This is a genomic window from Wolbachia endosymbiont of Drosophila pseudotakahashii, assembly GCF_026015925.1.
GTDB classification, from domain to species: domain Bacteria; phylum Pseudomonadota; class Alphaproteobacteria; order Rickettsiales; family Anaplasmataceae; genus Wolbachia; species Wolbachia pipientis.
This window is the reverse complement of record NZ_CP110359.1, coordinates 280,315-294,663: the sequence shown is the minus strand read 5'-3', so window position 1 is coordinate 294,663 and position 14,349 is coordinate 280,315. Positions and strand designations below refer to the sequence as shown.

10 protein-coding genes and 1 pseudogene are annotated in these 14,349 nt (G+C 36.3%); 3 read left to right on the top strand and 8 right to left on the bottom strand.

Annotated features, from left to right (window positions below):
• Window positions 1–163: 163 nt before the first annotated feature.
• From ONI09_RS01505 to ONI09_RS07055, 3 genes and pseudogenes are all read right to left on the bottom strand, one after another.
• Window positions 164–2,425 carry a hypothetical protein gene (locus ONI09_RS01505; protein ID WP_265014209.1) on the bottom strand — a complete coding sequence of 754 codons (2,262 nt, stop codon included), beginning with the start codon at window positions 2,423–2,425 and terminating at the stop codon, window positions 164–166.
• A 41-nt stretch (window positions 2,426–2,466) separates the two neighbouring features.
• Entirely contained in the window at window positions 2,467–2,664 is a 198-nt protein-coding gene (locus ONI09_RS01500; protein WP_265014208.1) for a hypothetical protein, read from the bottom strand.
• Window positions 2,665–3,472: 808 nt separating this feature from the next.
• Window positions 3,473–4,193 (bottom strand): annotated as a pseudogene (locus ONI09_RS07055) (hypothetical protein); the annotation flags it as partial.
• Between the two features lie 525 nt (window positions 4,194–4,718).
• On the opposite strand from ONI09_RS07055, the gene ONI09_RS01490 reads away from it, so the two are divergent.
• From ONI09_RS01490 to ONI09_RS01480, 3 genes are all read left to right on the top strand, one after another.
• Window positions 4,719–6,011, top strand: coding sequence for a hypothetical protein (locus tag ONI09_RS01490; RefSeq protein WP_265014410.1), 1,293 nt, complete (start codon window positions 4,719–4,721; stop codon window positions 6,009–6,011).
• 272 nt (window positions 6,012–6,283) lie between these two features.
• The gene (locus tag ONI09_RS01485) at window positions 6,284–6,475 is read left to right on the top strand and encodes a hypothetical protein (RefSeq protein ID WP_265014206.1); all 192 of its coding nucleotides are present in this window, start codon (window positions 6,284–6,286) and stop codon (window positions 6,473–6,475) included.
• A 26-nt stretch (window positions 6,476–6,501) separates the two neighbouring features.
• Window positions 6,502–8,814 carry a hypothetical protein gene (locus ONI09_RS01480; RefSeq protein ID WP_265014205.1) on the top strand — a complete coding sequence of 771 codons (2,313 nt, stop codon included), beginning with the start codon at window positions 6,502–6,504 and terminating at the stop codon, window positions 8,812–8,814.
• Between the two features lie 42 nt (window positions 8,815–8,856).
• On the opposite strand, the gene terL is transcribed toward ONI09_RS01480, so the two are convergent.
• The 5 genes from terL to ONI09_RS01455 form a co-directional block, all read right to left on the bottom strand.
• On the bottom strand, window positions 8,857–10,401 hold the full coding sequence (terL, locus tag ONI09_RS01475) for a phage terminase large subunit (RefSeq protein ID WP_265014204.1): 1,545 nt from the start codon (window positions 10,399–10,401) through the stop codon (window positions 8,857–8,859).
• A gap of 116 nt (window positions 10,402–10,517) precedes the next feature.
• Window positions 10,518–12,002, bottom strand: a complete 1,485-nt coding sequence (locus ONI09_RS01470) for a DegQ family serine endoprotease (protein WP_265014203.1) — start codon at window positions 12,000–12,002, stop codon at window positions 10,518–10,520.
• Window positions 12,003–12,005: 3 nt separating this feature from the next.
• Window positions 12,006–12,878: a protease modulator HflC gene (hflC, locus tag ONI09_RS01465; protein ID WP_265014202.1), complete on the bottom strand. Its 873-nt coding sequence runs from the start codon at window positions 12,876–12,878 to the stop codon at window positions 12,006–12,008.
• A 2-nt stretch (window positions 12,879–12,880) separates the two neighbouring features.
• The gene (gene hflK, locus ONI09_RS01460) at window positions 12,881–13,915 is read right to left on the bottom strand and encodes an FtsH protease activity modulator HflK (protein ID WP_264707300.1); all 1,035 of its coding nucleotides are present in this window, start codon (window positions 13,913–13,915) and stop codon (window positions 12,881–12,883) included.
• Between the two features lie 82 nt (window positions 13,916–13,997).
• Window positions 13,998–14,213 carry a hypothetical protein gene (locus tag ONI09_RS01455; RefSeq protein WP_265014201.1) on the bottom strand — a complete coding sequence of 72 codons (216 nt, stop codon included), beginning with the start codon at window positions 14,211–14,213 and terminating at the stop codon, window positions 13,998–14,000.
• Window positions 14,214–14,349: the final 136 nt, after the last annotated feature.

Here is a 14,349-nt window from a genome sequence, read left to right as displayed (position 1 = left end):
AATATTTTATTGATATCTTTATATTAATACTTTTTAAATATTTAGTACGGTACAATATTTACAATGGACAAGAAAAACCACCGACAGCATCCCCAGGGTCAGGGGCTTTGGCTCCAACCCTAATAAAACACTTGGGTGGCTGAGAGTAGTGAAATTAATAAGCCTAACACTTACCTATTTGATGAGAGGAACTACTCAAACTTAACGACTCCAGCCTTGAAAGTGGTAAAGAATCTCTTTTCGGAGATTTTCTTGGACTACCTCCATCTTCAGGCGATGGAGACTTACGTTTTGGCGATCCTCCTCTAGTATTCTTACAATCCATAGACTCATAACCACTTGTTGTTGCCTCAGCTTTAGAGCTTACGTTTTCAGCATCAGTTACGAACCCGGAAGAGTAACCGCTGTCTTTATTATCTTCGGGCTTCATCTTTTCAGCTTTTGATTTATCTTTAGCAGGCCATCGCTCTCCCCTAAACAACTCTACTTCCGAACCATCATAATCACGGTTAATCCAGTATCCACCTTTGTCTTTTGTAATTGAAATATATTCTAATACGCTTTCATCGGGATAACAGGTTTTAATTGCTTTTTTAGGGGATAACCCATGTTCTTGCACCTGAAAATTTACCCATTTGTCCTTTTCAGATTTCACTGCCTTTTCGACGATGTTAATGTCGATATCTTTTATTTCTACTTTTCCCTCATGCTCCCGACTAAAAAGTTCTTTTAAGTTAAGTAAGGCACCACGACTTATATTAGCAACAACTGTTGTTTCTTGGTTTTTCTCACAATTAGAAAGAAATTGAAATGGAAACTCATTGAAATCATAGGCTTCTTCCTTATTGACACGATACTCTTCTTTCGTTTTATCTATTATCTCCTGTAAATATTCTTTTACATCAACGCCATCATCAATTAAACTAGCAATCTTCCCATTTTTTACAATAAAGCTAGTATGAGGAGGATCCAAAGCATAATTACTTAAGTTAAACCAATAAAGCAATGCTTTAAACAACTTTTCTTCTTCCTTTTCCTTAGTAACTTGCTGTTTTTCAGGTTCCTTATTACAAATGTTCGCCGTATCTTTTAGAGAATCTTCAGAAACCCCAGAATTTAAGAATGTTGAACTATCCCATGCTCTAGGAGAAAGAATTGATGGTGGTCTACGGGTCAAAGATAGCTGTGATTGACCGCAAGTGGATTGACTTGAATCTATTTCCTCCGGCACCAACTGAAACAGCCCCCTTTTTCCTCCCTCTATTTCTGATTCTTGCCTGGGAGGCCTCTCTAACCCTTTACCACGACTTCGCTTGGGAAACTCCTGTGTCTGTGATGCTTCAGCTAATAGCGTTCGAGGAAGCTCAGGGTCAATGGCCAGTTCATGTTTTGCATTGATTACAGAGCTTTCTATGATTTTAGTTATCACACAGTGAGAAATGTATGGATTGGAAAAGTCTATGCTATACAGTCCATTACCTCCATTTATTGCTAATTCCCCCTGGGTTCCACCATAAAGATCATTAAATACAGCACCATTAAATGCATGATTTAGTTTAAGAGCTTCTTCATTTGTCAATATCCGCTTTCTTCCGCCATTTAATACAAGAGGTATAAGAACTGAGGCCTCTTCTCTACCTAGAGGAGAAGCACATACAAAGCCAGCTATTATTATTTCCGTTGGTTGATCAATAAATTCCATTATCAACTCTTTAAATGCTTTTACATCACCACGAACTTTGCTATCAGCCTGGAGACCCATACCTTTAAGCCATGTAATATACCGTGCTACACTATCGATAAAACGAGCGTCATCAAAAACGTCCCTGATATATACACTATTGCCTTTAACCTTCAGAGGGTTCTTAAAACCATTCCTATACCCATATCTATTCTCCATCCTTGACAAAAACTCACGCTCAAATTCCTCACGTAATTGTTTATTATCAAATTCACCACACCATAAATACTTTTTCTTGTTGAATGGTACGGCTGTGCTACTAACTCGCATATCTTCTAGAACACCCTTTGCAAGTGAAGCAGCCAAATGAGACTTTAAATTAAAAATTACACCTTGATCTACAGGTGCTACAAACTCAATTCTACCTTGCTTATCTACGGACCAGTCCCCTTTATAGATATAGTTAAATGGAAAAGACGTAACATCAAAATCTTTCTTGGCTGTATCCAATATTTCTTTATCATTACTTTCTTCAATGCCATAGAATTCACGTATTATCTTCCTTTTTATACTGTCCAGATATTCGCTACACTGATAATCCTTCATACCCTTATCAAATGAGACTACAATATAGTCCTCCCCGCCCCTGCTTTGCAGCGTAAAATTAGTTTTAACTGTATTACGAGCATAATTATGTACATTAAAAGCACTAACCAACGCTCTCACTATTTTTCTACCATACATACCAACCTCCCCATTTTTAAATTACAACAACTACCTTTCACTTAACGTTTCATAGAACTACCAGGTCCGTTTTTTTTCTGCTCAGACTGACGCCTCCTTTCTAGTAGCTCCTTGGCTTTATCACTATGACCATCATACCTCATTCCTCTTGCTCCCTGCACTATACCACCACCTGGTGCTGTATTATCACGCTTCCACTTTTCAGCATCAAAACCTTTTTTATCATTACCACTATACATATTGCCTCCTAAGTAAAAATATTATGTAATTGATGTACTAAAAATAAAATTAAGTGCAAGCACTTTTTTATATTTTTTTTCAAAAAATTTTATTCACTCTTTTTCATAAAACACAAATTTCAAGATTCCAGCGTCACGCGCTGGAATGACAAGTCATTGGCAACCCTAAGTTCCCTACGTCATACCGCGATTCATTCGCGGTATCTCAAGCATAGATTCCGCTAACACGTAGCGGAATGACGAACTGTCGACATCTATCTATATGCCCCTGGATTCCAGTACTGGAATGACACTCTTTTTTGTCATCTAAGTATTAGCTATCCCCACTATGGTGTCTTTCCTACTGACTGACCTTCTGCACATTTCTCAACTTTTATATCATTAGTCAATACTTTTGGTGATTGAGCATTACTCACAGAACCTTCATTCTCAGCACCTTTCCAAGTACCCATGTTAGTAAAATCAAATCCACAATCAGCAACAGAACTTTTAACGGATTGCTCTGAAGCCTTTCTGTCAGACATAGATTTTGGGATAGGTTGATTCGAAGCTTTTCCATCAAAAATAGACTCTTGAGCAGATTGGTTTGAACCTAAGTCTCTATCACTTCTCCAATCACTATCACATCTTTGACCACCTTTTAGTTTTTGCTTATACGTATTCGTTGCAGGCTTCTTCTGTGGACACACCTCTTCCTCCGGTTTCCCCGGCTTCGCTTTTTTCTCTTCTTCCACTTTTGGTTTTACCTCGCGGATCTCCTCCTTTATAACCTCTTTAGGTATTAGTTCTTTCATAGGTTTTGGTAAAAGATCAAGCTCTGGTTTGCTCAGAGGGACTGGCCTTACAAATCCTGGTGAAACTTCAAAAAGGAAAACTGGCACTTTAGGTTTTTCTCTTTCATCTACCTTTATTTCTACGTCTTTATGAACTTCTTTATTTTCTTCCTTTAATGATGTTTTTTCTGCTTTTTTATCTTCTTTTTCTGTAGATGCCTCTACCGCAGCCGCCAACTCAACTCCAAACATCTCTGCAAACATTGTAACAATCCATCCGACAACGGCCATTTGTAACCTGAGTTCCAGATCTTGCAATGCAGTTAATCTTTCTAACGCCCTTGCAAACTCTTCTTCTGATAACTCACCACTGCCTAATTTCTCCTGCAATTCTTTTATCTCTTTGTCCAACCTCTGATTGAAACTTAAATCGCGTGCAAAAATCTTCTTGATTAACTCCTTAAGCTTATCACGCAAAAACTTCATTATCGCAGCAATCAGGTTTTTTTCTTTCTTCTCCTTGAGCATTTGGTAGATTTTCGGATCATCTACATCTACTTCAAAAAGGGTAAAGAGAGATTCAAAGAAATTCCAGAAATCTCCGAGTACTCTTCCTTTTTCACCAGTGAAGTAATCCTCATCATCACCTTCTCCGATATGTAGCTCTGCTTGAGATGATATTTCATCGATACAACTAGAAGCCTGACGCTCACACTCGAGCCTCCTGAGCAAATCTTGTCTGATGAGCTCCTCTACGCACTGCCTCTATTGTCTGATATAGCTAAAGTGACTTACGATAATTTGAAAAACAAAAATTCGTCATTTCGCTACTTGTTAGCGGAATCTATACCGCGAATGAATCGCGGTATGACGTAGGACTGCTGTCATCCCAGTGCGTGACACTGGGATCTCGTTCCTTAACTTTATAGTGTAAATTATTTCAAATTGTGTCTAGCTGCAAGTATAATAATTTCCATTTATAGATAAAGTATGTTGCAAATGTTATGCCAAAGAGTATAGTAAAATCTATATCAAATACTTTACAAGAAAAAGTGGGATAGAGGCAAAAGCAAATATTAATAAGGATAATTTAAGAAAAGCGCATGCTAGAGTTTGAAGAAGCAGTAAAAATAAAAATATTATTGAAAGGTTAAATAGCACATAATATAATATATATATAGTGTAAAAATGTAAATAATTTTATTGACATCTTTACATTAATAGTTCTTAAATATTTAGTACTGTAGAATTAAATTATTAAGTTTTATGAAGGAAGCAAAAATGGTGGAAAGCTTTTCAGGTAACAACAGAGGCAGTAATTTTATTGAGGAGGCAAAAATAATGGAAAATTTTTCAGATAATAACGGAAACGGTAGCTCGATCTTCCAAGGAAAAATCAGGGAGCAAGATTTCTCTGCAGAGCAGAAGCTAAATGAACTAAAAGCAGCCATAGAGGAGCTCACCAGACAAGATTTGCTCAGAAGGCTCGAGTGTGAGCGTCAGGCTTCTAGTTGTGTCGATGAAATATCATCTCAAGCAGAGCTACATATCGGAGAAGGTGATGATGGGGATTACTTCACTGGTGAAAAAGAAAGAGTACTCGGAGATTTCTGGAATTTCTTTGAATCTCTCTTCAACCTTTTTGAAGTAGATGTAGATGATCCGAAAATCTACCAAATGCTCAAGGAGAAGAAAGAAAAAAATTGGCTTCTTTCGATAATTAAGTTTTTGCGTGATAAGCTTAAGGAGTTAATCAAGAAGATTTTTGCACGCGATTTAAGTTTCAATCAGAGGTTGGACAAAGAGATAAAAGAATTGCAGGAGAAATTAGGCAGTGGTGAGTTATCAGAAGAAGAGTTTGCAAGGGCGTTAGAAAGATTAACTGCATTGCAAGATCTGGAACTCAGGTTACAAATGGCCGTTGTCGGATGGATTGTTACAATGTTTGCAGAGATGTTTGGAGTTGAGTTGGCGGCTGCGGTAGAGGCATCTACAGAAAAAGAAGATAAAAAAGCAGAAAAAACATCATTAAAGGAAGAAAATAAAGAAGTTCATAAAGACGTAGAAATAAAGGTAGATGAAAGAGAAAAACCTAAAGTGCCAGTTTTCCTTTTTGAAGTTTCACCAGGATTTGTAAGACCGGTTGTTCTGAGCAAATCAGAACTTGATCTTTTACCAAAACCTATAATGCCTCCTATATTTAAAGAGGTTATAAACAATGAGAACCGCGAGGTAAAAGAAACAAAACCAAAAGTGGAAGAAGAGAAAAAAGCGAAGCCGGAGGGACCGAAGAAAGAGGTGTGTTCACCGGAACCTACAGGGCAGACGCCGAAGAGAGATCAGCAAAAAAGAGGTAGAAAGTTTAAACTTGATAGTACACAGTCAAGAAGGATAAATTTGAGTAATAATAATCAACGGAATATTCCATCTGACAATCAGCAAGAACAAGCTTCTAATGGAAAGTCTAATGCTAGTACTGCTCAACCACCAAAAAGATTGATTGATGATGTAAAAGTTAATAATCATGTGGATTCAATAGGAAAGGCACCAGAAAAAGCACCATCGAGGGGATAGCTAGTGTTAGCTTTAGATGACAAAAAAGACTGGATCCCAGTGTCTGGGCACTGGGATGACAAGAAAGAGAGGTACTGGTATGACATTAAAGAGTAGGGATTGATGGCAAAGAGAAATACAGGTGTCATTCCAGCGCGTGACGCTGGAATCTAGAAAACTGAATTTTATGAAAAAGAGTGAATAAAATTTTTTAAAAAAAAATATAAAAAAGTGCTTGCACTTAATTTTATTTTTAGTATACTAGTCACGTAATATTTTTACTGGAGGTTAATATGCATAGTAATAACGGCTCAGGCAAAAGGCAATTTGATAATACTGCACCAGGAGGAGGGAGAGTTGATATAACTAAATTAGATCAGAAAAAGCTAGAGAATTTTGGTGAAAGGTTTAAGCGTGAAGATGAAGGGAGGAAAAGAAGGGATGAATCCAATAAAAGTAGTGGTCAAGGCAGTTCAAGATTTTAAGGTATATTAAAAGTAGGGAGGGTATTATGTTTAGTGCGAGTGAAATGAATCAAGCATTAGTAAAGGCATTTAATATTAGTGTTTGTTATAACAATATTATTAATACTAATCTAAAAGTACAAAATGTACATCGAGGTTTACGTAACAAGGATCATATTGTTATCTCATTTGATAAAAGTATGGATGCTGATCAATGCATGAAGTATTTAGACAATATGAAAGGAAGGATAGTAGAAACATTCTGTGGAAATGAAAGTACTGCTAGTTTATCTTTTGATATGAAATCTTTTCCTTTTAATTTCAATCGGAGCCAATTGGTAGATAGTAATGGAAAGTATAGATTTTCAGTGCCGATAGATCAAAGTATAGTTTTCAATCTAAAATGTTTGCTAGCTAATGGGCTTGCGAGAGACATCACAGGTGCTATGGGAAGAAATTTTGGTTTAGAACATGTAGAAGAGTATACATCTGATGAAAGCTTTGACAGGAAATCTTATCTATATTGTATGCGTTTCTATGGTAAAAGGTTACAAGAGTATTTTATAGAGTCATTCTCAGCGACAGTAAAAGGTTATAAAAATAGTCCTAAAAGAACTGATGATTTCTTGAAAGTCAAGGACAATTGTGTATATATAAAGAAAAGCCTCTTTGATAAAACTAAGTTCATTAATGAGATAGAAGAAAGTCAAGCATGTTTGATAGGACGTGATCTTCAAACTTCTAGCTCAGATGATCCAGCTATTGGGAAGATTAAGTATTTAATAACTGGCTTCATTCGTAAAGCATGCCCTCCTCTTTATTATGCCTTTCATACTTCTTATTCAGGAAATAATGAGGATTCAATTTTAGTTCCTATTGTAAGTTGTGATAACTATTATAGATTTTTAACCAAAGAGGAAGTAGATACTATTAATAGTAGCTTTGGTATGGTTGTGTTAAATAATATTGAAAGTTACACTTTACCAAAACACCTACCAGTATTTGGTAGTAGAGGAATATACGGTATAGACTTTTCTAATAAAGAAATTTCTCACTGTGTGATAACCAAAATAATAAAAAACTCTGTAATCAACAAAGACCATGAACTGGCCATTGACCCTGAGCTTCCTCGAACGCTATTAGCTGAAGCATCACAGACACAGGAGTTTCCCAAGCGAAGTCGTGGTAAAGGGTTAGAGAGGCCTCCCAGGCAAGAATCAGAAATAGAGGGAGGAAAAAGGGGGCTGTTTCAGTTGGTGCCGGAGGAAATAGATTCAAGTCAATCCACTTGCGGTCAATCACAGCTATCTTTGACCCGTAGACCACCATCAATTCTTTCTCCTAGAGCATGGGATAGTTCAACATTCTTAAATTCTGGGGTTTCTGAAGATTCTCTAAAAGATACGGCGAACATTTGTAATAAGGAACCTGAAAAACAGCAAGTTACTAAGGAAAAGGAAGAAGAAAAGTTGTTTAAAGCATTGCTTTATTGGTTTAACTTAAGTAATTATGCTTTGGATCCTCCTCATACTAGCTTTATTGTAAAAAATGGGAAGATTGCTAGTTTAATTGATGATGGCGTTGATGTAAAAGAATATTTACAGGAGATAATAGATAAAACGAAAGAAGAGTATCGTGTCAATAAGGAAGAAGCCTATGATTTCAATGAGTTTCCATTTCAATTTCTTTCTAATTGTGAGAAAAACCAAGAAACAACAGTTGTTGCTAATATAAGTCGTGGTGCCTTACTTAACTTAAAAGAACTTTTTAGTCGGGAGCATGAGGGAAAAGTAGAAATAAAAGATATCGACATTAACATCGTCGAAAAGGCAGTGAAATCTGAAAAGGACAAATGGGTAAATTTTCAGGTGCAAGAACATGGGTTATCCCCTAAAAAAGCAATTAAAACCTGTTATCCCGATGAAAGCGTATTAGAATATATTTCAATTACAAAAGACAAAGGTGGATACTGGATTAACCGTGATTATGATGGTTCGGAAGTAGAGTTGTTTAGGGGAGAGCGATGGCCTGCTAAAGATAAATCAAAAGCTGAAAAGATGAAGCCCGAAGATAATAAAGACAGCGGTTACTCTTCCGGGTTCGTAACTGATGCTGAAAACGTAAGCTCTAAAGCTGAGGCAACAACAAGTGGTTATGAGTCTATGGATTGTAAGAATACTAGAGGAGGATCGCCAAAACGCAAGTCTCCAGAACCTTTAGCTGGAAGTAGTACAACAAGAAAAACTCGAAGCGAAAGCGATAGTTCATCATTTGAAGGGGGAGTAGGTTCACCACGCCCAGGTTTTTCCGGTTCCACAATCGAACAAGTCCGCGAACAGCTCAATAAAACCGGAATATAAAAATGATAAGGGACCTTTTGGAAACTAACTTAGGTTTATTATCTAATCCACTGCTCTCAGCCATCTAAGCGTTTTATTAGGGTTGGGGCCAAAGTCTCTGACCCTAAAGGCGCTGGTGTTAATTTTTCTCATCCATTGCAGATATTGCGCGGTACTATCCACTTGATCATCGTGGCGAGCTTCTGGGGACATTAAAATTTCATATTCGAAATCGCTGAGCCATACTGCTTGATGCGGCAGAAAAACCCTGCCAGACTCTATTATCGGAGCAATTTGATAAAATCGAGTGAGTTTGTCATTGTGTGGAATTATTTCGATAATCGGTAGATCGCTATTTGCCTTTAGCTCTTGTGTTAATTGTTGACCACTCGTTTTTGCTTCGATCAAAATTGCGTGTGGCGTCCATCTTACAGCTAGTGACAGAACTTGCTCTTTAAGCTTTGGGTACTCAAGCTTTGCTCGATATACATCAAGTAAATAGAATTTATTATCTATTTTTGCCCAGGTGGTGCAGACGCTAAAGTCGCTGGAATCGTTTGTTGAAACTGCAGTGTCCCAGCTTTGAGTTACATGTGAGAGATTATCAGGGAAATTTTTATAGCGCTTTAGCCACTCTTGTTTTATTATAACGCTTGAAAGTGGTAGAGGATTTTGTTGATATTGAGCAGCAAAAGCGTAACTCCCGAGTTCAACTTTTATCATCTCAACTTCTTCTCTTCCTCCCTCCAGGGGATATAATAACTCATTCTCTTCTCTTGAGTATAATACTCTTGCAGGTAGTGTCATTCCAGCACTTGATGCTGGAATCCAGTCTTTTGCGGTTGAATTTTCTGGATCCCAGTGTCTGGGCACTGGGATGACAGGAGGGGGGGTTGGAATGACACCAGTATGGTTATTAATTGAATAAATAACCTCCTTATTTTCAGAAATCATTGGCAAACAAATGTGATGCCATATGTTTTTTGGCTTGGATAAGAGGTGCCCAGTTAAGTCTTCCAGGTGGAGCCTATGCATCACAAGCACAATTACTCCTTTTTTTCTATCGTTGAGTCTCGTTACTAAAGTCTGATCGAACCAGTTTGTGGCACGTTTTCTAAATGTTTCACTCAAAGCTTGAGCAGGGTTAAGCGGATCATCCACAATAATAAAGTTACCACCTTCACCGGTTAATGTTCCTCCAACTGATGTTGCGATTCTGTATCCTCTCTGCACTGTTTGGAATTTATATTTAGTGTTCTGGTCTTTGGATAGTTCTACCTCTGGAAATAGCTTTTTATACCAATCAGATTGCATTATGCACCTCGTATCGAGCGAATGTTTTTCGCTAAGCAACTTAGAATAACTTGCAACTATTATTCTTCCAGTTGGCTGATTTCCCAGTATCCATGCGGGCCACGCAACACTCATACATATGGACTTCATTGAACGCGGAGGCATATTGAATATTATGCGCCTTACTTCGCCAGCATTCGCTGCTTCCAGCCTGTTTGCTATGACTTTTATGTACTGATAATCATTATACTCACATCCCGGCACCACTGTTTGAAAGCACAGTTCAATGAATTTTAGAAAATTTATATTATCCATATGTGTATTTTAGTGAATGGAATGTAGACTGTAATAGTTTTGATTTGTCTTGTGAGATTGAGGTGTTACAATGACAGGCTTACAATGCTGCTAATTTAGTAAATAACCTACGAGTGCTATTTCTTCAACTTTATCGAAGTAAAGAATTGATTTCCATTGCGGTAAATGAGCAACATTATTGAATCTTTACCGTTTTTCTTTACTGCTGAATCAACTTGTTTTTGAAAATCATTAGTATTTTCTATATCGGTTCCATCTAATTGGATAATAATGTCTCCTTTTTTAATACCATGCAACGTGGCATTACTGTTACTATCTACATTAGTAACTATCACACCTTTTGTAGGATTACTTTCTTTTGATTCTTTTGGCAGGTTTGAAACAGTTAAACCAGTTATGTAATCGGATGTTGATTTGTTTTCTTCTTGATTATTACCTTGACCATCATTTGCAGATTCTTCAATCACAACCTTAATATTGACCTCTTTGCTCTTTCTAAGTAACTTAATTTGTACTTTTTTTCCAGGTTCAGTTCTTGAAACCATTTGAGGCAGTTGTGTCATTCTATCAATTTTTTTATCATCAAATTCTAATAATATGTCACCCACCTTAATTCCACCTTTTTCTGCAGGACTATCCTTTACTATACTTGCAACCAATGCGCCTTTTATATCTTTTAAACCCAAGGACTCAGCAAATTCTTTCGTTATAGGCTGAACTTGCACACCAAGCCAACCATGTTTTATTTTTTTGCCACTTTTTAATGTGTCAATAATTGACATAGCTAAATTAGATGGTATAGCAAAGCCTATACCCACATTGCCGCCAGACTCAGATGGGGAATAGATAGCGGTGTTAATGCCTATAACTTTTCCATTTAAATCAAATAATGGCCCTCCAGAGTTGCCTCTATTAATTGCAGCGTCGGTTTGAATAAATTCATTCATAGTGCCGATACTAATGTCTCTAGACCTTGCAGATATAATTCCTGTGCTTACAGAGCTACCCAAACCAAATGGGTTACCTATTGCAATAACTGTATCGCCAACCCTTGCTGTATCAGAATTACCAAATGCAACAAAAGGAAGATCTTTATTAGAATGAACCTTAAGCACAGCAAGATCAGTTCTTGCATCATAGCCTAAAACTTCTGCTTTGAAATAAGTATTATCGTTCATAGTAACTGTGATATCTTGGGCGTTTTTAATAACGTGACAATTGGTTACTATAGTTCCACCTTTATCTATAATAAACCCAGAACCAAGCAACACCACCTCTCTGTTAACACTAGGGCCCCTATCCATAAAAAACTGATCAAAATGCTCAAAAAATTCTCTAAAATCATCAAAGAAATTATTTCTTGGCATAAAAGGGATTTTAGCTCTATTGTTACTTTCTTGTTTGATTATTTGTTCGCTTGAAATATTTACAACCGCAGGAATGAGTTCTTCCACTAAATCGGCAAGTCCTTGATTACAGTTACATGCAGTAGTGCTAGCATTAACGACCTTTTTTGCATTCCAATCAAACATATTAGCGTACGAAGAAAACGCAATTAGAAAATATGCAAATATAGATAAAATAAATGCCTTACTTTTCATAAATTATTTCCATCCTTTGTTTAAAATATCTAAAAAGTTATTGTTTGGTGAAAGTACAAATTTAGTATTATTTTCGGCAAATGATTTACTGTAAGCGCTCATAGAGCGATAAAAGTTAAAGAACTCTTCATCAACCTTAAATGCCTCATTATAAATTCTAGTTGCTTCAGCATAACCACGGCCCCTTATTTCGTACGATTCTTTTACTGCACTGGAGATAATTTCCCTTTTTAATTTATCAGCTTTTGATCTAACTTCCTGCCCAGCTTGCTCTCCTTCTGCTCTAATTTCTTTTGCTTCTTTTTCCCTTTCAGTTTGCATACGGCGAAATATTGCAGAACTATTTTCTTCTGGTAAATCTGCTCTCTTAATTCTTACATCTATTATTTCTATGCCAAATTTTTCAGCTTCAGAATAAACTCCACGCTGAATCAATTGCATAACCTCTGATCTTTTTTCATTCAACAAGCTAATCAACGAAAATCTGCCTATATTTTCTCTTATGTGTGCTTCTATAACCGGATATAATCTTCTAACCAGCCCTGATTCATTCCTCACAGCCTGGTAAAAAGTAACAGGATTTGTTATTTTATATTTTGCATACGCATCTACTATAATACGTTTTTGATCCGCTGTTATCACTTCCCTTGGGATCTTATCAGGACTTAAATCTAAAACTCTTTTATCAAGAAACTCTACACTATTTATGAATGGCAACTTAAAATATAAGCCGCTTTCCCTAACATCCCTTACAACTTTACCCAGTTGTATAACTATTGCTTGCTTTGTTTCTTGCACAACAAATATTGAATTAGACAAAACAATCAATAAAACAACAAATACAGAAACAAAAACAATTCTAATATTACTACTCATGGTTATTTTCCTAAATTTGTAAGAGGTAAATAAGAAAACATACCTTTCAGATCATCAGTTACAACAACTTTGTCTACCTTACTGAAAATATTTTCCATAGTTTCAAGATAAATACGATTCTTAACGAGAGAAGGATTCTGTCTATATTCCTCATAAAGAGATAAAAAGCGATTTGCATTACCTTTTGCTTCATTTATTACTTCATTTTCATATGCTTGTGCATCTAATTTTATCTTTATCGCTTCACCCTTTGCTCGAGGTATAATATCATTATTATAAGCATATGCTTCGTTTATAGTACGCTCTTTGTCTGCACGAGCACTTTGTACATCTCTAAACGAACTGATTACTTTTTCTGGTGGATCAATTTTTTTCATTTGAACAGATAAAATCTCTATGCCCATTTGATATCCATCAAGAATCTGCTGCAATAGAATTCTAGTATCTCTAGAAATTTCTGGTCTGCCTTGACCAAGTGCAAAAGAGATCGTGTTTTTACCTATTATTTCTCTCATGGCACTTTCAGCAGCATTTTTAACACTGAAACCGGGTTTGTAATCCCGCACTTTGAATAAATAGTCCTTAGCATCTCTAACGCGCCATTGAACCTCGAAGTTAACGTTGACTATATTTTCATCTCCAGTTAGCATCACGCCTTCACCGCGATCTGTATCTCGCCCATAAGAACTACTTACCCCAATTTCTTCACGATTTACTTCCTTAACGTTCACTTTAAAAACCTTGCCAATAGGGTAGGGGAAGTGATAACGCAAACCAGGTGTTTCTGTATTAGAATATCTACCAAAGGTAAGTTCTATACTTTCTTCACTAGGATGGACAATATAAAAGCCAGTGCAAGCATAGAGCAGCAAAATAATTACAATGATGAAATAAGGTTTTTTGCCCCTGTTTCTGGTTAATCCATTAAGAAAGAACCTTATATCAGATACAGCTTTACTTAAAATATCTTCATTATTAGGAGTTTTGTTCCCTACCGGTTTCTTTCCCAGATTCCAAGGATTATTATCATCAAACATAATGACTGATTCTATAATTAATACGCTAATATTACTTCTTTAATAAGAAAATGCAAACATAAATTACTATTTTATTTACAAATTAATCATCAGGATGGAAAACATGATCGTACACTTCCTTTTCTCTATGTAATATGGTCGAATCTATGGAATTTTCTGGCTTTTTTTTGAATTCTTTGTTGTCACTCTTTAAGTGCACTACGTCTTTGTGAAAATGGGAATTATACCTAAATAGTAAAGCTATTATTATTAAAGTTATAACAGCCAAAAAGATGAGAGTCCTTTTTCTATACCTCATAAATGCTGCAGCTTCTTGACCTAATTTTCTACGCTACCACAAAACACGTCAAGCGAAATTATTTGAAGACAAATAAATACTGGCAATCAATTTAACACTAACTTAAGAATCAAGGAATACAATTATACTATATTTA

Excerpts from the sequence above, each read along its gene's own strand:
- ONI09_RS01505 (WP_265014209.1), bottom strand. The coding sequence starts at position 2,425 with ATGTATGGTAGAAAAATAGTGAGAGCGTTGGTTAGTGCTTTTAATGTA.
- ONI09_RS01500 (WP_265014208.1), bottom strand. The coding sequence starts at position 2,664 with ATGTATAGTGGTAATGATAAAAAAGGTTTTGATGCTGAAAAGTGGAAG.
- ONI09_RS01490 (WP_265014410.1), top strand. The coding sequence starts at position 4,719 with ATGGTGGAAAGCTTTTCAGGTAACAACAGAGGCAGTAATTTTATTGAG.
- ONI09_RS01485 (WP_265014206.1), top strand. The coding sequence starts at position 6,284 with ATGCATAGTAATAACGGCTCAGGCAAAAGGCAATTTGATAATACTGCA.
- ONI09_RS01480 (WP_265014205.1), top strand. The coding sequence starts at position 6,502 with ATGTTTAGTGCGAGTGAAATGAATCAAGCATTAGTAAAGGCATTTAAT.
- terL (WP_265014204.1), bottom strand. The coding sequence starts at position 10,401 with ATGGATAATATAAATTTTCTAAAATTCATTGAACTGTGCTTTCAAACA.
- ONI09_RS01470 (WP_265014203.1), bottom strand. The coding sequence starts at position 12,002 with ATGAAAAGTAAGGCATTTATTTTATCTATATTTGCATATTTTCTAATT.
- hflC (WP_265014202.1), bottom strand. The coding sequence starts at position 12,878 with ATGAGTAGTAATATTAGAATTGTTTTTGTTTCTGTATTTGTTGTTTTA.
- hflK (WP_264707300.1), bottom strand. The coding sequence starts at position 13,915 with ATGTTTGATGATAATAATCCTTGGAATCTGGGAAAGAAACCGGTAGGG.
- ONI09_RS01455 (WP_265014201.1), bottom strand. The coding sequence starts at position 14,213 with ATGAGGTATAGAAAAAGGACTCTCATCTTTTTGGCTGTTATAACTTTA.